The organism is Demetria terragena DSM 11295 (assembly GCF_000376825.1).
Lineage (GTDB): Bacteria > Actinomycetota > Actinomycetes > Actinomycetales > Dermatophilaceae > Demetria > Demetria terragena.
In genome coordinates this window covers 2,110,002-2,129,690 of record NZ_AQXW01000004.1, presented here as the reverse complement: position 1 = coordinate 2,129,690, position 19,689 = coordinate 2,110,002, and the positions used below count along the sequence as shown (strand labels likewise).

Sequence of the window (19,689 nt, the reverse complement as noted above, 5' to 3'; positions counted from 1 at the left end):
ACGCCCCATCAGGCACCACAACTGACCGATGGGGTCATCGCGAGATGCTGGGGCGGCTCATCACTGACCACAAGTGACCGATGGGGTCACTCAGCGGAAGGCTGCTGAACCCGTCAGTGCCTTTCCGATGACCAGCTGGTGCACCTCGGAGGTGCCCTCATAGGTCAACACCGACTCCAGGTTGTTGGCGTGCCGAATCACGGGGTATTCCAACGTAATTCCGTTGGCGCCGAGGATTGTTCGACACTCACGGGCGATCGCGATCGCTTCGCGCACGTTGTTGAGTTTGCCGAGGCTGACCTGCTCCGGGCGGATGGTGCCGGCGTCTTTGATCCGGCCAAGGTGCAGCGCGAGCAACTGGCCCTTGCCGAGCTCCAGAGCCATGTCGGCGAGTTTGGCCTGGGTCAACTGATAGGCCGCGAGCGGCTTATCAAAGACCATCCGGTCTTGGGCGTAGGAGACCGCGGTCTCCAGGCAATCACGCGCCGCGCCCATCGCGCCGAAGATAATCCCGAAGCGGGCTTCGGTCAGGCACCCGAGCGGCCCACCCAGTCCGCTGACTTCTGGTAGCACCGCATCGGCGGGGAGCCGTACGTCCTCCAACACCAACTCCGCGGTGACCGAGGCCCGCAAAGACATCTTCTTTGTGATCTCTGGCGCGCTGAATCCCGGCGTGGCCGTGGGAACCACGAAGCCGCGAATGTCGCGCGGTGAGTCACTGGTTTGTGCCCACACGACCGCAACATCGGCGATGGCCCCGTTGGTGATCCACATCTTGGTGCCATTCAGCACCCAGTCGTCGCCGTCCCGCACCGCGCGAGTACGCATGCCCGCCGGGTTAGACCCAAAGTCCGGCTCGGTGAGGCCGAAGCACCCAATCGCCTCGCCCGCCGCCATCCGCGGCAGCCACTCCTGCTTCTGCTCTTCCGAACCGTAGGCATGGATGGCATACATCGCGAGCGAGCCCTGGACCGACACCAGACTGCGGATGCCGGAATCTCCGGCCTCCAACTCCTGGCACGCCAGCCCGTAACTTACCGACGACAGACCGGCGCAGCCGTAGCCCTCCAGGTGCATGCCAAGAACGCCGAGTTCGCCGAGCTCACGCGCGAGTTCGCGGGCCGGGATAGTCCCTTGCTCGAACCACTCGCCGATGTCGGGCTTCACCCGCTGATCGACAAATCGGCGGACTGCTGCGGTGATGTCGCGCTCGTCATCAGAAATCAGTGAATCGAGGGCGAAAAGTTGGTCGGTCGTGACTGCTGGCGCCATAGGAAGTCCTCTCTCAGGAGAGCCTCAGCATGGCAGGCCCGGAGCCGCGACCGACCACGAGGACCGATCAGACCTCCTTGGAGACGTCCTCCAGGTCGGCGCGGGAGGCGCCCTTGATGAAGTCCGTGACGATCGCGATCGAACTGGCGCCTTGCAGGACGTTCCAGCCGTCGGAGCCTTCCTTCACCACGAAGCCCTTGGCGTGCTTGTCCAGCAAACGCCCGAACTTGCTCTCGGTGCAGGACGACTCGCCCTCGATGACGAGGCATCCGCCCTTGATGGTCAAGGATTCCCCGGAGTCTCCGGACTCGGCGGCAAGAGTGACATTCTTGGGCCGAATCCGCATCCGATCGCCCTCATTGGTCGGCTCTTCGAACTCGTTCGAGGTGAGCTTCACTTTCTCCTGCGGCGCCTCGCCGCCGGTTTCCTTGTCCAGCAATGGCCGGTAGCGCTTCATTAACTGGGCCTCATACGGTGACAGCGTCTTCAACACCGCATCCGGATCTCCGGCGTTCGCGCCGTCGACGGTGGCCTTCATGTAGGCCTGAGCCGCGGCCTTCGGCGAGGAGAAACTCTCGGTCTTGACCGTGCCAGCGGCCGGCTTCACGCCCTCTTCCTGAGCCATTTGCTCCAAGACGGTGTAAGTCGGCGAGACGTACCAAGAGTCCCCATCCTTGACGACCACAACGTAGGGGTTGTGGCCCGTTTCCTTGCGGGCGTCGGCAATCGACCCAGATTCGCTGGACTTCTTGTTCTCGCCGCCCATGCTCTTGATGAAGTCCTTCATCAGCGGATCTGCCTTAGCCGGGTCATAACTGGCCTTCACCGAACCGCCGGTGAACTCGACCTTCTTCACACCGTCGGCGGGCACCGGAAGGTCACTCACGGTCGTCTTCGCCCCGGTGGTTTTGATGGTGACACCCGCGAGGAGGTCATTGGGTGAGGCTTCCTTCTCGCGGCCTTCGCCTTCCTGAGCCTTCTTAGCGCCTTCATTCATCAGCGCCGGCAGGCCGGTGGACTCCGCTGGCACGATGAACTGCGTCGCGCGCGTGGCGTCGTTTTTTTCCAACGAATCAACGAACGTGCTGGCGGCTTCCTGCGCGCTCCCCGCGCCGCTCTCACCACCTCGCAGCAGGCTCGCGCCGAAGAACCCACCGAGAACCACCACGGGAACCGCCACAGCGGCCGTCCCGCCAATGATCCACTTGCGCCGGGAGTTGCCGCCCTGCTCGCCTGGAGGTGGCTCGGCCGCCTGCCCAGGCACACCCTCCCAATACGTGCGCCCCGGGTCCTGTTCCGGCGGTGGGCCTCCGGGCGGCACCTGCCCCGGCGGCATCTGCCCATTCGGGAATTGTCCAGGCGGCGGCGTCTGCTCGTTCATGGCGGTTCCCCTCGGTCTGCGGTAGGACATGACGGTAACCCTGACCACCGACGACCGACACCCGATTCGCCGGAACGTGGCGGACAATCACGCCGATATATCCCTGGTCTGGAAGGCCACCACCGCCGCGATGCCGAAGAGCGCGGCGTAGAGGACCGAGACAAAGACACCCCACGAGAGGATGTCGGTCGGCACCGGGTCGTACGCCCACACCATCCAGGTGCCGTGGCTGCGGGTCGGGAGAAAATCGCGGGCGTAGCCCAGGCCAGGGAACGTGCCGAGCAGATGCGAGATCAGCAGGACCATCAGCGGACCGCCGACCGCCGTGAGCGGATTGCCGTGCGACCACGCGGACAGCAGGAAGGCCAGCGCTGCGATCCACAGATTGCACAGCAACATCGTGAGCACCATCAGGCCGACGCGGCCGACTCCGGGGCCGAACGCGATACTCGAATTGCCGGGAGCATCCAGTGAACCCGAGCCGTAGAACAACACGCCGACAGCCAGGGTGGTGACGGCACAGCCAACGATCACCACGCCAGTTGCCGCCGCTGCACACAAGGCTTTGACCTCAAGGATCCGGCCGCGACTCGCTCCCGCCACGATGAGGCTGCGAAGGGACCCCCATTCCGCGTCGCGCGCGAGAGACTCGCCGAAGAAATACGCCGCCACCGTCGGCACGACCAGTTGGCCAGCGAGCAGGAACGTAAAAGTCGTGAAGGACAGTCCGCTGCTCTCCGCGAATGCAGTCACCTCTTGGGAGCCAAGGACGGTCTGCGTTGACCCGACTGCGGCCAGCAGGAGTGGCAGCAGCGGGAAGGCCGCGGCCAGGACAAGGACCAGGGCACATGCCGGACGTCGATACATGCGGCGCGCCTCGACCCGCACCTGCAGCATCTGCGAGGTCATCGCGTACCTCCCACCGCTTGGCGGTAAAACGAGGTCAGGGTCTCCACCACGCTTTCGTGCGGTGCATACAGCGCCGGCCCATCCAGCTCGCCCACCACTTCGCCGTCGTTCACCACCACGATTCGGGTGCACATCCGAGCGGCCTCATCCAGCAGATGGGTGGAGACCGCCACGCCTCGGCCACCTTGGGCGTACGACGTCAGCACATCGCGTTGATGCTCAATCTGCACCGGGTCAAGGCCGTTCGTCGGCTCGTCCAAAATGAGCAACTGCGGGCGCCCCAGCATGGCCAATGCAATCGCCAGCCGCTGAGCGGTTCCTTGGCTGTAATCGCCTGCGCGGCGGTCGAGTTCGGCGTCAGTCAGGCCACCACCAGCGATCGCTTCGGCGAGATACGCCTCGTGATCGGGTCGGCCGGTGGCCGCCCACGCCAGCTCCAGATTGGCGCGACCACTCAGATGGGGAAGCACACCAGGTCGAGCGATCGCCGCACCGAACGCAAGGTCTGGACCATCTGGATGGTGCACGGATCCGCCATCGGCATAGACCAAGCCTGTTGCGATCCGCATCAGTGTCGTCTTCCCGGCACCGTTAGGCCCCAGGATGCCGAGAACCTCACCGGGCGCCACGATCAGGTCGATGCCACGCACCACCGGCCGACCTCGATAGGACTTGCGCACGCCGCGGAGAAACAGGAGCGGGCCGCCCGGTGACATTCCCGAGCGCTTCGTGCGCCGAACTGATCGAACGGCCAGCGCAATGACCAGCGAACCGACAATGACGGCCAGTCCGGCCTGCGCGATCCACGCAGGAAACTGGTAGTTGTCGTTCACGATCGCAAGCCTTCCCTGGTCTGCGCCCGCGCGACATAGTCCAGGTCGTCGTCCATGGTGGCGCGACGGATCTCGACCGCATCGAGCAGATAGTTCTGCCGGACGAGCCACGGCGCCCGGTCGCCGCTCTTGGGCAGTGAGCCGCTGGCGCGCTGGACGTACCCGCTTGCTAGATCAAGGAAGGGGCGCGCCTCCATTGCCCCGGTTGGACGCGGCACGAAGGCCGCTTTGCCCGTGCGACGCGTGTGATCGACAACCCGGCTGAAGAAGCGCGCTGACAAATCCGCGCGCAAGGTCCAAGAAGCGTTCACATATCCCACCGCTAGCCCGAGGTTGGGAGCGCCCTCGAGCATGCAACCGCGATAGACAAATCGGTCCGAGATCTGGAGTGACTCGCCGTCGATGTCGAAGGTGGCGCCACCCGCGAACTCGATGGTGAGGCCGGTCGCCGTGACCACGATGTCCGCCTTGATCACCGTCCCGCCTGTGGTGTGGATGCCCTCGGGCCGGAACTCCTCGATGGTGTCGGTGACGATGCTCGCGTCGCCCTTGCGCAAGGAATGGAAGAAGTCTCCGTTCGGGATGATGCAGAGGCGCTGGTCCCACGGCTGGTACGGCGGGGTGAAGTCGCGATCGTCGTACGTCTCCCCGACGGTGCGCCGTGCCGCGCCGCGCAGCATCTTGCTCGCCAGACCAGGCGCTCGACGGGAGAATTGGTAGAAGCCGACCGTTTGGACGGCATTACGCCACCGCGCCACGGAGTGTGCGCGCTGCTGACTCAAGCGACGTGCGATAGGCCCCGGCGTAGGCGCCGTATCGGGCAGCGGCAGAAAATAGGACGGGGTGCGTTGCACCATCGTGACGTGCTCGGCACCACCCCTGGTCAAGGCGGGCACCAGCGTCACGGCGGTCGCGCCCGAGCCGATGACGACGATCCGCTTGCCGCGATAGTCGAGGTCGTCTGGCCAAAATTGCGGGTGAATGATCTGCCCGGCGAAGCTGTCCTCACCGATGAACTCTGGTCGATAGGGCGTCTCGTAGGAGTAGTAGCCCGATGCCAAGTAGATGAACCGCGAGCGAAGTTGTTTCTCGCCCTCTGGGGTGTTGACCGTCACGATCCAACACTCCTCACTTGACCTCCATGAGAAGTGAGTGACCTTGTGCCCGAATCGAATACGCTGGTCGATGGCGTATTTGGACACTGTCGCCTTGAGGTAGTCCAAGATGTCGGCGCCGTCGGCGATCGATTTTCCACCGGTCCAGGGCTCGAACGGGAATCCGAGCGTGTACATGTCCGAGTCCGACCGGATTCCGGGGTAGCGGAACAGGTCCCAGGTGCCGCCGAGATTGTCCCGTGCCTCGAGGATCGCGTACGACAGCGCGGGGTCGGTCTCTTGCAGCCGGTAGGCGGCGTTGATCCCGCTGATTCCTGCTCCCACGACGATCACGTCATAGTCCACCGCGTGCTCCATGACCGCTCCTGTTCGTCGATTGACCGCCCAAGCGTAAATCGTGCGGGCGACTGACCAGCCGAACCGAAGGTTGCCGCCTGCGCAGCACCGGGCATACTCGCCCGCGTGACCGACTATCCCGCACCCACCGTGGCTCGATCTTGTCTGTTGCGGAATGTCCGGCTTGTCCCGCTCACCACGCCCGCACCGGACGAACCTCAAGATGTCCTCATCCGCGACGGTTGGATCGTCGAAGTGGGGTCGGGGCTGGCTGCTGACGGTGGCGAGATTCACGACGGTGGGGGCCGTTGGCTGCTGCCTGGGCTGTGGGATCACCACGTCCACCTAGGCCAATGGGCGATGGGCAAAACTCGCGTGGATGTCTCTGCCGCTCAGTCAGCGCAGGAGGCAGCTGCGATGGTGGGCGACTACGTCCGCGCGCGTGGCGACAGCGATCCGTGGCACGTGGTCCAGGGCTTCGGTCAGCGCCCCGCGCTGTGGGACCGGCAACCGACGACTGCTGACCTTGATGCCGCCGTGGGTGACGCGGCCGTCGTCCTGGTCAGTGGCGATGCTCACCACGGCTGGTTGTCGACCTCGGCGTTTCACGTGCTGGGCGAGCCTCCGCGAGAGGGTGTTCTCGTTGAGGAAGATTGGTGGCCCGCCTTTGCTCGCTTAGCGCTCCTTCCCGGGGCGGAGGCCCTGCTCGTCACCGGCTATCACCAGGTCATGGCCGAAGCCGCCGCGATGGGCGTGGTCGGTGTCGGCGACATGGAAATGGGCGAGGGTTATCGGGAATGGCCGGGCCGTGTTGCCGCCGGACTCGACACCCTCAGACTGCGCACGTCCGTCTACCGCCAGGCACTAGCGGGCGTCCTGGAAGCCGGTCACCGCACAGGCGACCCCCTTGATGGGTCTGGGCTCATCACGATGGGGCCACTCAAGGTGATCTCCGATGGATCGCTCAACACGCGAACTGCTTACTGTTGCAAGCCGTTTCTCGATGCCAGTGACTTCGACGAACCCATGGGCATTCAGAACGTCACGCCAGAAGAACTGGAGTGGCTGCTGCGCCAGGCGACGGACGCGGGCCTGGAGGCCGCCATCCACGCTATCGGCGATCGGGCCCTCACTGATGTCCTCGACGTCTTCGCGTCAACCGGCGCCAAAGGCTCTATCGAGCACGCCCAACTGGTGTCACGAGCGGATGTTCCCCGCCTTGCCGCGTTGGGCCTTCGCGCGAGTGTGCAGCCCGCGCACCTCTGGGATGACCGCGACGTCATGGACCAGTGCTGGGGTGACCGCGCCGATCGATGTTTCCCCCTCGCGACCATGCGCCGGGCAGGCGTACAACTTGTCCTCGGTTCGGACGCGCCGGTCGCCCCGCTCGACCCCTGGCTGGCCATAGCCGCCGCGGTGCACCGGTCGGCCGATGACCGCCCAGCATGGCAACCACAGGAGGCGCTGACCGTGCGAGAGGCTCTTCAGGACTCGACGGATGGCCGCGGAACAGTGGTCACCGGAATGCCTGCAGACCTCATCCTTCTCGACACGAATCCCCTTGATTTTGAAGGAGACTCCGCCCAGGTTGCCGAAGCGGTACGCACCACGCGCCCCGTCCTTACGATGGTCGCCGGCCGGGTTGTTCATTCGCGCTGAGGCGTCGCAAAACCCGGAGAGATCCGAACACCTCGACGGTGGTGAAGCCCTCTCTTTCGGCCCGTTGCACGACATGCCACGGTGCTTGTCCGCCGTCGGCCGGGTCAGGGAAGACGTCGTGCACCAGCAGCGTTCCGCCGACCACCACGTGCGGCGCGAATGCCGCGAAGTCGTGCTGAGCGGTCTCTTCGGTGTGGTTGCCGTCGAGAAAGAGCAGGTCGAGCGGGGTACACCACCAGGTTCCGACCTGTGCCGTCGTCCCGACCACCGCACTGACGACGCCAGCCAAGTGGTCGTCGTAGGTCTGCCGAAAAGTCGGCAACGTATCGAGTTGGCTGGTTCTCGCGTCCACCATCGAGGTGTCATGCCACTCCCACCCCGGCTGGTTCTCTTCTGACCCGTGGTGGTGATCGACGGTCACAACCTGGGCGCCTACCTGGCGGGCAGCCGCCGCCAAAAGCACCGTGGATTTGCCGCAGTAGGTCCCAATCTCCAGCCAGGTGCCAGCGCTGGCGCGACCGGCCGCGTCATACAACGCCGCGCCCTCGTCCGGCGGCATGAAACCCTTAATGCCGGAGACGATCTCGGCGACGTCAGGTGGCAACATCTGCGGTCTCCTGAACCTGGCTCAGATCACGAAAGATCCCGGCTCCGCCAGTCGAATTGGTGAGCGCGTCGTAGGCAAGAACGACCGCTGCCGCGGTCCAGGTCGTCTGCTCAACGGGCCAGAACGCGTCGTCGTCCACGACGTGGCCTGTCCAGTAGCCCCCGGTGTCGGGATCGCGCATGTACTGAATGTCCCGGAGAATTGCCCACGCCTCATCAGTGCGTCCGACCGCGTCAAGTGCCAGCACCAACTCAGAGCTCTCGGCGACCGTCACCCACGGACGGTCATCGACACACCGGGCGCCACGCCCGGGCAGCACGAACCGCTCCCAATCTCGTTGCAGCGCAGCGACACCAGCACTCTCCCGCAGTGCACCCGCGAGCACCGGGTAGTACCAATCCATGGAAAAGCGCGCGCGCTCCGCGAAGTTCTCCGGTCTGGTGACGAGAGCGACACGAAGGCGATCCGCAGCGTCCTGCCAAGACGGCCGCGCGTATCCCAGAACCCGACCGATCTCCAGGGCACACTCCAGCGCGTGCAGGATGCTGGCGCTGCCCGTACGCAGCGCGAAGGTGTCTGGTCGCCGATCACTCGACACCGCCCAGATGATCTCTCCCCCAGGCTGTTGTTGGTCCACCACGAACTCGATCGCACGGTCGACCGTTGGCCACATCTCGCGCATCACCTGAACTCGTCTGGTGACCATGAAGAAGTGCCACACACCGGTCGCAATGTAGGCGCACTGGTTGGTGTCGGACGCAGCGTCCTCGACCTGCCCGCCGCGGACCAGCATTGGCCATGAGCCGTCCGCGGACTGCGTGCGAGCCGACCAGCGGTATGCCGCAAGTGCCGCGTCGTGGTGTCCCAGGCTTGCCAATCCCATGGCCGCTTCGACGTGATCCCACGGATCGAGCTGCCCCCCGGTGAACCAAGGAACCGCCCCTGACTCTTCCTGCTGACCAAGGATGAAACCCCCTGTGCGCCTGAGCATTTCGGCAGTCAACGTCGCATCGACTGCGGGCTCTGCCTGCACCACTACGAGCCGTTCCCCGGCTTGCGGGCGTAGATGACGACACTCTTACCGAGGAGCGGGTTGAGCGCAGCCTCTGACCAGCGCGTGAGTTTGGGTGCCTTCATGAGATCCCAGACCAGCATCCGGTGATACGCCTTCGTCGCGGCGTTCTCGGCATCCGTGCCCACCGCGCACTTAAGCCACCAGTACGGCGAGTGCAGCGCGTGCTTGTGCTGGGATCCAAGGATGTCCAACCCGACAGACTTCAGTCGTTCGGTGAGTTGGCTCTGGCGATAGATACGTACGTGCCCGCCCTCAACCTCGTGGTATTCGTCAGACAGCGACCAACACACCTTTTCGGGCCACCACCGCGGGACCGAAACAGCCACGAGGCCACCGGGTTTGGTCACCCGCGCGATCTCCCTCATCGCGTCCACATCTTCGTGGATGTGCTCCAGCACCTCGGCCGCGATGACTCGATCGAAGGTCGCGTCAGGAAACTCCATCGCGCGGGCGTCGCCGTGGCGTACCTGGCCCTGTCCGCCGATCGCGACCTCGCCTTCCAGCTCCATTGCACCGAACATGGTTTTCACGTCGGCCAGGTCGCTCTCTGAACTATCGAACGCCGTCACCGCGGCACCCCGGCGCAACGCCTCAAAGCTGTGGCGGCCTTGCCCACAGCCGACGTCCAGCACCGAGATCCCCGGCATCACGGGGAATCGGTCAAAGTCGATCGTGATCATCGAGCGGCCTCCTAGGGGGTCCCGGTCGTTCGTCGGCGAGTACGCGGGTATAGATCTCGGCAGTCGCCTCGGCCACCGCACGCCATGAATAGGTAGAGGTCGCACGCTCACGCCCGACAGCACCAAGCGCCGCGGCGCGGGTCGGGTCCACCAGCAGATCACGCACACCGCGCGCGAGGGCTTCGGCGTTTCCGGGCTCGACGAGGATGCCCGCGTCCTCACCCACCAGTTCAGGCAGGGCACCCACGCGGCTGGCGACCAGGGGTGTTCCACAGGCCATCGCCTCGACCGTTGGCAGCGAAAAGCCTTCATAACGCGAGGGCACCGCACAGACGTGCGCGGAACCAAGGAGCCCGGCCAGATCCTTGGTCGAGAGCCCCTGCTCGAAACGCACCCGGTCGAGCAATCCGGCGTCGGCGAGTGCCTTGTTCGTACGCTCCGACGGCGTGCCGACGACCACGAGTTCGGACCACATCGACGGGTCCAGCCACGTCAAAGCGTCGATCAGAACGCTCAGCCCTTTCAGCGGCACGTCTGCCGAGGCGATGGTGACGATGCGGCCAGGGACACGCTCCGCGCGCGGCGTCGGCGTAAAAACGTCCACGTCGACTCCTACGGGGACCACCGCGAGGCGCTCACGGGGAACTGCGAAGTCCGTGACGATGTCGCGTGCCGACTGCTCCGAGACGGTGATGAGGTTCCTGGAGCTTTGTGCCACGCGACGCTGCATGCCGACGAAGCCATACCAGCGGCGTTTGGTGATGCGCGCAAATCCGCGCGCATGGGCAAGTTCCAGACGCCGATCCTGCGTGATTGGGTGATGAATCGTGGTGACCGTCGGCAGCCCCCGGCGCGCGATGTCCAGCAGCCCGGGGCCGAGCGTTTGGTTGTCGTGCAGGATGTCGAACTCGTCCAGCCGAGGGCGCAGATGTCGGCTCAGGCGCCAGGAAAATGTTCGCGGCTCAGCGAACCCACTGGCGCACATCGTGAGGTACTCCAGCATGTCCAGGTCGCTGCGAAACTCGCGCATCGCGGGACGCCGGAACGGGTCCTCATCGCGATAGAGGTCCAGGCTCGGCAGTCGCGTGAGGCGTACCCCAGCATCGAGTTCTGGATAGGGCGGACCGGAGAACACTTCGACGTCGTGCCCAAGACGGTGGAGTTCTCGCGACAGATTGCGCACGTAGATGCCTTGACCGCCGGAGTGGGGCTTGGATCGGTACGACGACAGCGCGATGCGCACTGCATCTCCTCTCCCCTTGCGGATGGCCAACTCGCCAGTAACCTTAGCGGCACGCTTTTCACCCCCTGAGAACAACTCGCCATGTGGCCCGTGGCCCGGAACACTGGGCCTGTGCATATCGGCATCCTGACCAGTGGCGGCGACTGTCCCGGCCTCAACGCGGTGATCCGCGGGGCCGTCATCAAGGGCACCAGAATCTATGACGAGACGTTTATCGGCGTACGCGACGGATGGCGCGGGCTCGTCGAGGATGACTGCATTCCGTTGAAACGGAAGCGGGTTCGCGGACTTTCCGGCATGGGAGGGACGATTCTCGGGACGTCCCGAACGAATCCCTATGAAGGCGAAGGCGGAATCGAACGGATTCGGGAGGTCATGGCTCGCGCCGAGATGGACTCCCTGATTGCGATCGGCGGCGAGGGCACCCTGGCGGCGGCGGAGCGGCTGTCCAACGAGGGCATCAAGGTCATCGGCGTGCCGAAGACCATCGACAATGACCTGTCTGCGACGGACTACACCTTCGGATTCGATACAGCTGTCTCCATCGCGACCGAGTCGATTGACCGGCTGCGCACCACTGCCGAGGCTCACCACCGTTGCATGGTGGTCGAGGTCATGGGCCGGCACGTCGGTTGGATCGCACTGCACGCGGGTCTGGCCTCCGGGGCGCACGCCATCCTCATCCCCGAGGTGTCGACCAGCCTGGAGCAGATCTGCGAATGGGTCGAGGAGGCTCGTTCGCGTGGGCGCGCTCCCGTTGTCGTCGTGGCTGAAGGCTTCGTCTTGGATGGTGATGAGGAAGTGATCGCCCAGCACGGCCTCGACGCATTCGGTCGCCCCCGTCTCGGCGGCATCGCCCATCGACTGACGCCCATGATCGAAGAACGGACGGGCATCGAGACCCGGTCGACCACCCTCGGTCACCTCCAGCGTGGTGGCAGCCCGACGGCGTACGACCGCGTCCTGGCCACTCGGTTTGGCACCGCGGCCATTGATGCGGCCGCGGCCAAGAAGTGGGGAACCATGGTGGCGCTCAAAGGAATCGACATCGAGACCGTCCCACTTGGCGAAGCCACAAGCACCCTCAAAACGGTGCCACTGGCTCGCTATGAAGAGGCAGAGATTCTCTTCGGCTGACGCCGGGTCAGGTCTGCGAGCTGCGCCGCCACAGGTTGATGTCGGACTCCACGGCGTACCGGTCAATCTCGACGAGTTCGGCCGCATCGAACGCCGTGTGCTGCAGCGCTGCCAGGTTGTCATCGAGCTGCTCCACGCTGGAGGCCCCGATCAGCACCGATGTCACCCGGTCGTCCCGCAGTGCCCAGGCCAGGGCGAGTTGGGCAAGCGACTGACCTCTGCTCTTGGCGATGTCGTTGAGCGAGCGAATGCGGGACAGTGCCGCGTCGTCCAACGTGTCGGGGTCGAGGGACTTTCCTTGTGCTGCACGAGAATTGGTCGGGATGCCGTTGAGATACTTGCTGGTCAACATGCCTTGCGCCAAGGGCGAAAACGCGATGCACCCCACTCCCAGATCGCCGAGAGTGTCGAGCAACTCGTCTTCAATCCACCGGTTGAACATCGAGTAGGACGGCTGATGGATCAGCAGCGGCGTACCCATATCGCGCAGAATCGCGGCCGCTTGTCGCGTGTGTTCGGGGCTGTAGGAGGAGATACCCGCATAGAGCGCCTTCCCGGAACGAACGGCTGTGTCGAGGGCGCCCATCGTCTCCTCGAGCGGCGTGGTCGGGTCGAACCGGTGGCTATAGAAGATGTCGACGTAGTCGAGCCCGGTGCGCGACAGCGATTGGTCCAGCGAGGCGAGCACATACTTGCGTGAGCCGCCGCCCTGACCGTACGGACCGGGCCACATGTCGTAACCAGCCTTACTGGAGATGACCAGCTCATCCCGATACGGAGCGAAGTCCTCGGCCAGGATTCGTCCGGCATTGATCTCGGCTGAACCCGGTGGTGGTCCATAGTTATTCGCCAAATCGAAGTGTGTGACGCCACGGTCGAAGGCCCGACGCAGGATGGCCCGCTGACGCTCCAGTGGAACGTCGTCACCGAAGTTGTGCCATAGGCCGAGGGACACGGCGGGGAGATCGAGCCCGCTGCGGCCGCATCGACGGTAGGACAAGGCGTCATAGCGGGCATCGGCCGCGCGATAGATGTCGTTCATGGGTCCATCGTGGCGTAAAGAACTAATGCCGTGCAGCACCGAGGCCAAGCAGCGCGGCGATTCCCAATGCCGAGCGCGGGTCATAGGCCACCCGCCAGGTGCCGCCGTGCACCGCTGTCACTCCCTCTTGTTCGAAGGGTGTGCCCTGTCGGGCACTGACACCGCCGGTGTGCAGGTCATACGCCAGCAGCGCCGCCATCACCGTGTTTGCCGTGGCCGGCTCAAAGATCTCCACGCCGAAACGGTGAGCACCGGCATAGGCCGCTGCCAGAGCCCGGTTCTTGAGCACCGACTGAGTACGCGTCGGCGGAGCAACTGACATCGACACCAGCTGTCCGTCGGCCGCGGCAACACTCGCTCGCCAACGGTGAATCCGCTTGGCCAGCAGATAATTTGGCCCTTGCTGCGGCACCATGGTGTCGGAAATGGCAGGGCCCTCGGGTAGCGGTGCGTACTGCCGACGCAGAAGGCGCCCGCGCGACGCGACGCGCAGCGGGGTGCGTACCCGACGGATAGCTCCTCCCGCCTGTTGGTAGGAACGGTTCGAGTATTCGACGGCACCTTCGGGAACCTGGAACACATCGGTCGGTGTCGCAAGGAAGGCCAACGCTAGATCGTCGCGTTGCTGCCGCAGACCCATCGAAATCGCTTCTGTCGCAGCGGAAAGCCGCAGGTTCGTGCCGCCGTCGGCGTAGACATAGTTGCCTAAGACCAAGGGGCCCGGAATCCCGCCCAACCAGGCCACGACGCTCGCGGGATCGTGCAGCACGTCGAGTCCCGCTCGCTCCTCCAGCCGAGCATCCCCCTGAGTGCGGGTGGGCACGAGAAGGCGACCGGCTCGGGTTCGGGCATAGACCATGACTCGATCCCAGATGTCCGATCGTGGCAGGTCAACGGCAGCGACAGTCGCTCCCCACCGCAGCGCCGATCGCATCGGACCCATCTCTGCGCCAGCGCCGAGCACGACCAGTGTCTTGCCCTCAAAGCGCAGCCAGTCCGGGTTATCCATCACGACCCCGAGCGCGTCGCGCGCACCGGGCTCCATGACCCCGCCTTCGACCCAGCGGTCGAGTTGCCTTCGCAGGTCGTCACCCCGAAGTCGGTTGCCACGCAACGGGATAGAGAGCTCAGTCTCTGGCTGACCGATGCCCTCGATGGTTTCAGTGGCTGGAGGAGTGCCGGCTCGGACCGCCGCAGAAAGCGGGTGCTCACCTGATTCATCGACCCAGCGCATCTGTTCATGCAGTGCGGCGAGGCCCGCGCGTGCTGAGGTGACCGCTGCCTCTGGATCCCGGCCCGCCGCCTCGACCAACCGCTTGAAGTGCTTCAAGTATTCGCGGCGCCACCCTGTCTCGGCCCGCGCGGCGGACGCCCCGACGGGGTCAATGGGTTCCAACGCAGCCGCGACGACGGCGCGTCCCAGGGCCCCTGTGCTGCGGGTCTCGCCTGACGTGGGAAAAACCACCCCGGTCATGTCACTCATAGTGGCGATTGTGCCTGGTGGGATTCCCCTACGTCCCGGACTGCGGCCAGCGGGAGGTCGTGCTGCGCCGCGACATCGAGCCAGTGGGCGGTGGGCTTGGCCGCAAAGGCTACCGCAAGCTCGGTGGTGTTGAGGTCCACCCCGAGAGCGTGGTGGAGGCGCTCGGCGAAGTGTGGCTCGAGCGCGGCGACGGCGATCTGCCCGTCGGCCGTGGGATAGATCGCGTACGTCGCCAGCGCACCACCCAGCACCCCGTTCGAGGTGGTCGCTCCGCGGCGTAACGGCTCAGCGAAATCCTCCGCGACATCTGCGAGGGCTACCTCGCGGACTCCGCCGACTCCCGTGCGATGACGCTGGTAGATCGCCGCGAGCGCCTCCGTCACCGCGCGCTCGGCTCCCGCGATATCGGCGAGCAAGGTCGCCGGCAACTGCGGCGGGGTGAGCAGCCCGGCCTCTGCCTGGTAGGTCAGGTCGTGCCCCGCTTTGTCGGCGTCTGCGTGCCCGACGATGGCGACCTGGCACAGCGCGGGGTGGCGTACGGACAGGTTCGCCCGGTCCAGTCCCAGCCGGGCGAGTGCCGCCGGGCGAGATGACGTCAGCAGGATGTCGGCCTGTGCGAGCAAGGTGTCCAGCGTCGCGGCGCCGTCCGGATCCTTGAGGTCAAGGGTCAGGAGTCGTTGACCTTGATGGAGCTCGGCGAACCACTCGGGCCACAGCGTCTCGAGTGGGTCGCCCGACGGTGGCAACACCGTCGTGGCTGTCGCCCCGAGCGACGTCAGGCGCGCAGCCGCAATCGGACCAGGCAGGTTGACGGCAAGCGACACGAGGCGAAGTCCGGTGAGTGGCATCACCGTTGATGCTACGCCGGAGCTGGCGTCTGTGGCCGACCTTGACGGGTCGCCAGGACGGACCCCGCGATGATGAGCGGGAACGCCAGCACCATGGCGGCGGTCACCTTCTCATCCAAGATGAGGACGCCGGCGATGACCGCGACGGCGGGGTTGACGTACGTGAAGACCATCGCCCGGGTCGGCCCGGCCTCGGCGATCAGACCGAAGAATGCGACGAAGGCCAGCGCGGTGCTCACGATCGCGAGTGCGGCCATCGAGCCCAAGGCCCCCGGGGAAGGCGTCTCGCTCGGCCAGGTCAGCAGCGCGAACGGCAGATAGATCACGCCCGCCATGGCCAGCGATGCGCCTGCCACGGTCAGGCCAGGTACGCCGCCGAGTTTGTGCGCGAGGATGCGCGGCGCGGTCGAATACCCCAGGACGACCAGGGCCATCTGCCCGACCGCAAAGGCCTCGCCGCCGCTGAGTTCAGGCACCGCCAAAACACCGACACCCAGCAAGCCGAGGAGCAGGCCCGCCCACCGGACCGGTCCGATATGTTCGCGGTCTCCGAGGAGCCATCCCACCAGGACGGCAAGGATCGGGACTCCCGCAATGATGAGTCCGGCGAGCGAGCTGTCGATTTTTTGCTCGGCCGAGGACAGCAAGAACCACGGCCCTAGCATCTCCAGGGCGCAGAACGCGAGGATCCAGCGCCAGTGGCGGCGTACGTCATCGAGCGCGGTCGCCCAGCCCCGCCGGGCGATAAACGGCAGCAACGCGATCGCGCCACCTGCTGTCCGGGAGAAGACGAGCAGCGGAACGGACACTTCCTCGACCGCGACCTTGATGAACAGATAGGAGACGCCCCATACCAGGGACATGGTGGCGAATAGCACCCACGCACGACGACTCACCTGAGCAGGGTGCCAGAACGGAAAGTCAGGTCAGCAGGAGGGCCAAGCTCCAGCCCGCGACGGCGGCGATCATTCCGAGCGCAAGGCTCAACCCGACATATCGTGCCGCGGTCGGTATGCGGTGTTCTTCCAGCAGTCGAACCGTGTCGACGGAGAAGGTGGAGTAGGTCGTGAGCGCGCCGCAGACGCCAGATCCCAGCAGCGCGACCGCGCCCGAACCCAGTGAACCTGCCTCGGCAAGGCCGAGGACAAGCCCGAGGACGAACGTGCCCATCACGTTGACGACCAACGTCCCTCGTGGGAAGGGCCCCCGGTTGCGTTCCTGGACCAAGACATCGATCAGGTAGCGCATCGCAGCACCGAGTGCGCCACCGATCGCTACGGCTAATGCGGTCATGGCCGTCGCCTGACCATCGTGCGGGTAAGCCGTAGCCCGGCCCAGGCCGCCGGAATCGCGAGCATCAGGGTGAGCACCAGCGCACTCATGGCCACTGCAGGACTGCCCGCCGCGTGTGCGCCTCGGGCGTCAAGCGCGTAGGTCGAGAAGGTCGTGAAGCCACCGAGCAGGCCGACACCCACGAAGGGACGAAGGTAGCGCTGGCGGGGCCATACCTCCCCGACGAGGACGGTGACGGAGCCCAGAAGGAAGGAGCCCAGCACATTGACCAGCAGAGTCGACCACGGAAAGTCGGCTCCGCTGTGGGGCATCGCTCCGGCGACACCCCAACGCCCAAGGCTGCCGAGCGCACCGCCGAGCCCGATGACCAGCACCAGGTCCCACCGTTCCCGAAGTACCTGACCAAGGGATGCTGGCCTGGGAGCATCCGGCGTCGTCATCGGCCCTGCCCTGGCACGCTGGTCGGCACGTCGCTAACGCGTCGCCTGGACCACTGCTTCGGCCACGGGAATGTCGCCACCGTTGAACTCGTAGGTCATTCGCGACAACGCAGGGGTGTCGACAGCCGCTGCAATCACCGCGGCAACGTCAGCGCGAGGCACCTCGGACTTGTCCGACGGCCCGACGCTGACGTGGCCGGTTGCCGAGTCATCGGTGAGGCGGCTGGGCCCAAGAATGACCCAGTCGAGCGCGCTTGACCGAAGGTGTTCATCGGCCGCGGCCTTGGCTTCGGCGTAGTGGTAGAAGCCCGTGTCCTCAGGGACACCGTGCCCCGGGCCGGCACCGAAATAGGACACCATCACATAGCGCGATACCCCTGCGGCCTGCGCTGCGTCGATCGAGCGGATAGCGGCATCTCGGTCAACGGCGTACGTCCGGGCTGGGTTGCCCCCGCCTGCGCCAGCCGACCAAATGACGACGTCATGACCGGACACCAACTCAGCGAGAGTCGCGGTATCCATGTTCTCGACGTCCGCGACGACCGGATTTGCCTGTGCTGCTTCGACTTCCGCAGCGTGATCGGAGTTTCGAATCACTGCGTCTACCGTGTGACCAGCGGCCGCGAGCAGCGGCTCGGCCAGCAGGGCGATCTTGCCGTGTCCACCAATGAGAAGAATGCTTGCCATGCCTCGACGGTACGCCCGCTACCGTTCAGACCATGCCCGCCCCGCTGACCATTCGTGCCGCAGCCCCTGCCGACTGGCCCGCGATCTGGCCGTTCTTTCGCGACACCGTGCAGGCGCAGGAGACCTACGCCTATCCGATCGACATGTCATCAGAGCAGGCGATGGGCCCTGTGGCTGGAGGAGCCGCCGGGGCATTGTGTGGTGGCGTGCGATGGGGCACGGGTGCTCGGCAGCGCGAAGATGGGTCCGAACCGACCAGCCGCCGGAGCGCACATCGGGACGGCGTCGTTCATGGTGGACTCGAACGCTCGCGGCGCCGGGATCGGTCGCCAACTCGCAGACTTCGTCATCGCTTGGCACCGGGAACGCGGCTATCTCGGAATCCAGTTTAACGCGGTTGTCGAGACCAATAGTTCGGCTGTGCACCTCTGGCAGGACCGTGGCTTCGAGATCATCGGTACGGTTCCAGGCGCCTTCCGATCGCCGACCCACGGTGACGTCGGGTTGCACATCATGTTCCTCGATCTGCGTCAGGAATAGCCGCTAGCTGGCGAGCGCTGCACCTGGTGTGACCCGCGTACCGCTGTCGATTCTCGACCTCGTCCCTGTCCCCTCCGGCACCGAGATTGGCGCCGCGCTCGACCAGTCCCTGGACATGGTGAAGCGTGCTGACGAGCTTGGTTACGAGCGCTATTGGTACGCCGAGCATCACAACTCGCCAGCCTTTGCCTCGTCCGCGACCTCATTGTTGATCGGACGCGCCGCTGAGCACACCAAGCGCATCAGACTGGGATCCGGTGGGGTGATGCTGCCCAACCACAGCCCGTTGATGGTCGCTGAGTACTACGGCACGCTTGCCGAGATGTATGGCGACCGCATCGACCTTGGCCTCGGTCGCGCGCCGGGGACCGACCCGATGACGGCGGCCGCGCTACGCCGTGGCGCCTCGACGACCGATACCTTCCTGGAAGACGTGCTTGACCTGTGGCGCTATCTTGGCCCGCGCGATGACGCTCGCGGCCGCGCCGAAGTCAAGGCACTGCCCGGCCAGGGCACGCGAGTTCCCTTGTGGATGCTTGGTTCTAGCCTCGACGGCGCCGCAGTTGCCGCCCACCTAGGACTGCCCTATGCGTTCGCCTCACACTTCGCCCCGGACGCGCGCCACCAGGCCCTGCGCCTCTATCGCGAGCGCTTCAACGCCGAGGCGGTGACGGCTCAGGTGAGCGCGTCGTACGCCGTCGCCGGGGTCAACGTGCTGGTCGCGCCGACCGACGAGGAAGCCCGCTTCCTCTTCACGACGGCCCAGCAGATGGCCGCAGGGATTCGGACCGGGCAGCGTGTCAAACTGCAGCCGCCGGTTGAGGACATTGATGCCACGATCGGGCCCGACGTCGCGCGTTTTGTCGATGCCTTCCAGGCGGTCCGCGCGGTTGGCTCTCCCGCAACCGTGGTCCGCGAGTTGGAGGCGATCCAGGCTGACTTGGGCGTCGATGAACTCATCGTGACGACGTATACCTATGACCCCGCGATGCGCGTGCGGTCGTTCCAACTGCTCGCGGATGCCTACTTCTCCGAAACGGCGAATAGCAACTAACGGGTTGCACACCACAGCTCCGATGTGCAACTCTGGAGTTACACATCGACCAAGG

20 protein-coding genes are annotated in these 19,689 nt (G+C 65.3%); 4 read left to right on the top strand and 16 right to left on the bottom strand.

All coding sequences use genetic code 11. The features are described 5' to 3' along the window. Window positions 1–90: 90 nt before the first annotated feature. From F562_RS0114540 to F562_RS0114520, 5 genes are all read right to left on the bottom strand, one after another. Window positions 91–1,272 carry an acyl-CoA dehydrogenase family protein gene (locus F562_RS0114540; protein WP_018157701.1) on the bottom strand — a complete coding sequence of 394 codons (1,182 nt, stop codon included), beginning with the start codon at window positions 1,270–1,272 and terminating at the stop codon, window positions 91–93. 67 nt (window positions 1,273–1,339) lie between these two features. After that, window positions 1,340–2,653: a hypothetical protein gene (locus F562_RS0114535; protein ID WP_156822678.1), complete on the bottom strand. Its 1,314-nt coding sequence runs from the start codon at window positions 2,651–2,653 to the stop codon at window positions 1,340–1,342. Window positions 2,654–2,740: 87 nt separating this feature from the next. Beyond that, on the bottom strand, window positions 2,741–3,562 hold the full coding sequence (locus tag F562_RS0114530; RefSeq protein ID WP_018157699.1) for an ABC transporter permease: 822 nt from the start codon (window positions 3,560–3,562) through the stop codon (window positions 2,741–2,743). After that, window positions 3,559–4,395 carry an ABC transporter ATP-binding protein gene (locus tag F562_RS19420; RefSeq protein WP_018157698.1) on the bottom strand — a complete coding sequence of 279 codons (837 nt, stop codon included), beginning with the start codon at window positions 4,393–4,395 and terminating at the stop codon, window positions 3,559–3,561. The genes F562_RS0114530 and F562_RS19420 overlap by 4 nt, the downstream gene beginning before the upstream one ends. Then, entirely contained in the window at window positions 4,392–6,068 is a 1,677-nt protein-coding gene (locus F562_RS0114520; protein ID WP_281164112.1) for a flavin-containing monooxygenase, read from the bottom strand. The genes F562_RS19420 and F562_RS0114520 overlap by 4 nt, the downstream gene beginning before the upstream one ends. On the opposite strand from F562_RS0114520, the gene F562_RS0114515 reads away from it, so the two are divergent. Beyond that, complete coding sequence (locus F562_RS0114515) at window positions 5,973–7,505, top strand: amidohydrolase (RefSeq protein ID WP_018157696.1); 1,533 nt, start codon at window positions 5,973–5,975, stop codon at window positions 7,503–7,505. The two genes, F562_RS0114520 and F562_RS0114515, sit on opposite strands and share 96 nt — an antisense overlap. Here the strand turns inward: F562_RS0114515 and F562_RS19415 are convergent. Genes F562_RS19415 through F562_RS0114495 form a run of 4 tightly spaced genes read right to left on the bottom strand, consistent with a single transcriptional unit; the run spans window position 7,468 to window position 11,227 of the window. Continuing rightward, entirely contained in the window at window positions 7,468–8,112 is a 645-nt protein-coding gene (locus tag F562_RS19415; protein WP_018157695.1) for a class I SAM-dependent methyltransferase, read from the bottom strand. The genes F562_RS0114515 and F562_RS19415 overlap by 38 nt on opposite strands. After that, window positions 8,099–9,103 carry a prenyltransferase/squalene oxidase repeat-containing protein gene (locus F562_RS0114505; RefSeq protein ID WP_051080255.1) on the bottom strand — a complete coding sequence of 335 codons (1,005 nt, stop codon included), beginning with the start codon at window positions 9,101–9,103 and terminating at the stop codon, window positions 8,099–8,101. Before F562_RS0114505 ends, F562_RS19415 begins: the two co-directional genes overlap by 14 nt. A 44-nt stretch (window positions 9,104–9,147) precedes the next feature. After that, window positions 9,148–9,867, bottom strand: coding sequence for a class I SAM-dependent methyltransferase (locus tag F562_RS0114500; protein WP_018157693.1), 720 nt, complete (start codon window positions 9,865–9,867; stop codon window positions 9,148–9,150). Continuing rightward, complete coding sequence (locus tag F562_RS0114495; RefSeq protein WP_245553659.1) at window positions 9,848–11,227, bottom strand: glycosyltransferase family 4 protein; 1,380 nt, start codon at window positions 11,225–11,227, stop codon at window positions 9,848–9,850. The genes F562_RS0114500 and F562_RS0114495 overlap by 20 nt, the downstream gene beginning before the upstream one ends. On the opposite strand from F562_RS0114495, the gene F562_RS0114490 reads away from it, so the two are divergent. Then, on the top strand, window positions 11,222–12,247 hold the full coding sequence (locus F562_RS0114490) for an ATP-dependent 6-phosphofructokinase (RefSeq protein WP_026181301.1): 1,026 nt from the start codon (window positions 11,222–11,224) through the stop codon (window positions 12,245–12,247). The two genes, F562_RS0114495 and F562_RS0114490, sit on opposite strands and share 6 nt — an antisense overlap. A 7-nt stretch (window positions 12,248–12,254) precedes the next feature. Here the strand turns inward: F562_RS0114490 and mgrA are convergent, their stop codons facing one another. Genes mgrA through F562_RS0114455 form a run of 7 tightly spaced genes read right to left on the bottom strand, consistent with a single transcriptional unit; the run spans window position 12,255 to window position 18,040 of the window. Beyond that, window positions 12,255–13,289 (bottom strand): L-glyceraldehyde 3-phosphate reductase, encoded by a 1,035-nt coding sequence (mgrA, locus tag F562_RS0114485; protein WP_018157690.1) that lies wholly within the window; start codon window positions 13,287–13,289, stop codon window positions 12,255–12,257. Window positions 13,290–13,311: 22 nt separating this feature from the next. After that, window positions 13,312–14,772 (bottom strand): hypothetical protein, encoded by a 1,461-nt coding sequence (locus F562_RS0114480; protein ID WP_026181300.1) that lies wholly within the window; start codon window positions 14,770–14,772, stop codon window positions 13,312–13,314. Next, the gene (locus F562_RS19410) at window positions 14,769–15,620 is read right to left on the bottom strand and encodes a CoA transferase (RefSeq protein ID WP_040386027.1); all 852 of its coding nucleotides are present in this window, start codon (window positions 15,618–15,620) and stop codon (window positions 14,769–14,771) included. Before F562_RS19410 ends, F562_RS0114480 begins: the two co-directional genes overlap by 4 nt. 11 nt (window positions 15,621–15,631) lie before the next feature. Further along, complete coding sequence (locus F562_RS19405; RefSeq protein ID WP_040385341.1) at window positions 15,632–16,516, bottom strand: DMT family transporter; 885 nt, start codon at window positions 16,514–16,516, stop codon at window positions 15,632–15,634. Window positions 16,517–16,541: 25 nt separating this feature from the next. Next, window positions 16,542–16,913, bottom strand: a complete 372-nt coding sequence (crcB, locus tag F562_RS0114465; RefSeq protein WP_018157686.1) for a fluoride efflux transporter CrcB — start codon at window positions 16,911–16,913, stop codon at window positions 16,542–16,544. Continuing rightward, window positions 16,910–17,353 (bottom strand): fluoride efflux transporter FluC, encoded by a 444-nt coding sequence (locus F562_RS0114460; protein ID WP_156822677.1) that lies wholly within the window; start codon window positions 17,351–17,353, stop codon window positions 16,910–16,912. The genes crcB and F562_RS0114460 overlap by 4 nt, the downstream gene beginning before the upstream one ends. Before the next feature lie 33 nt (window positions 17,354–17,386). Then, entirely contained in the window at window positions 17,387–18,040 is a 654-nt protein-coding gene (locus F562_RS0114455) for an SDR family oxidoreductase (protein WP_018157684.1), read from the bottom strand. 54 nt (window positions 18,041–18,094) lie between these two features. Between F562_RS0114455 and F562_RS0114450 the strand changes: the two genes are divergently transcribed. Beyond that, window positions 18,095–18,580, top strand: a complete 486-nt coding sequence (locus F562_RS0114450; RefSeq protein WP_245553658.1) for a GNAT family N-acetyltransferase — start codon at window positions 18,095–18,097, stop codon at window positions 18,578–18,580. Window positions 18,581–18,608: 28 nt separating this feature from the next. After that, window positions 18,609–19,634, top strand: coding sequence for an LLM class flavin-dependent oxidoreductase (locus F562_RS0114445; RefSeq protein WP_018157682.1), 1,026 nt, complete (start codon window positions 18,609–18,611; stop codon window positions 19,632–19,634). Window positions 19,635–19,689: the final 55 nt, after the last annotated feature.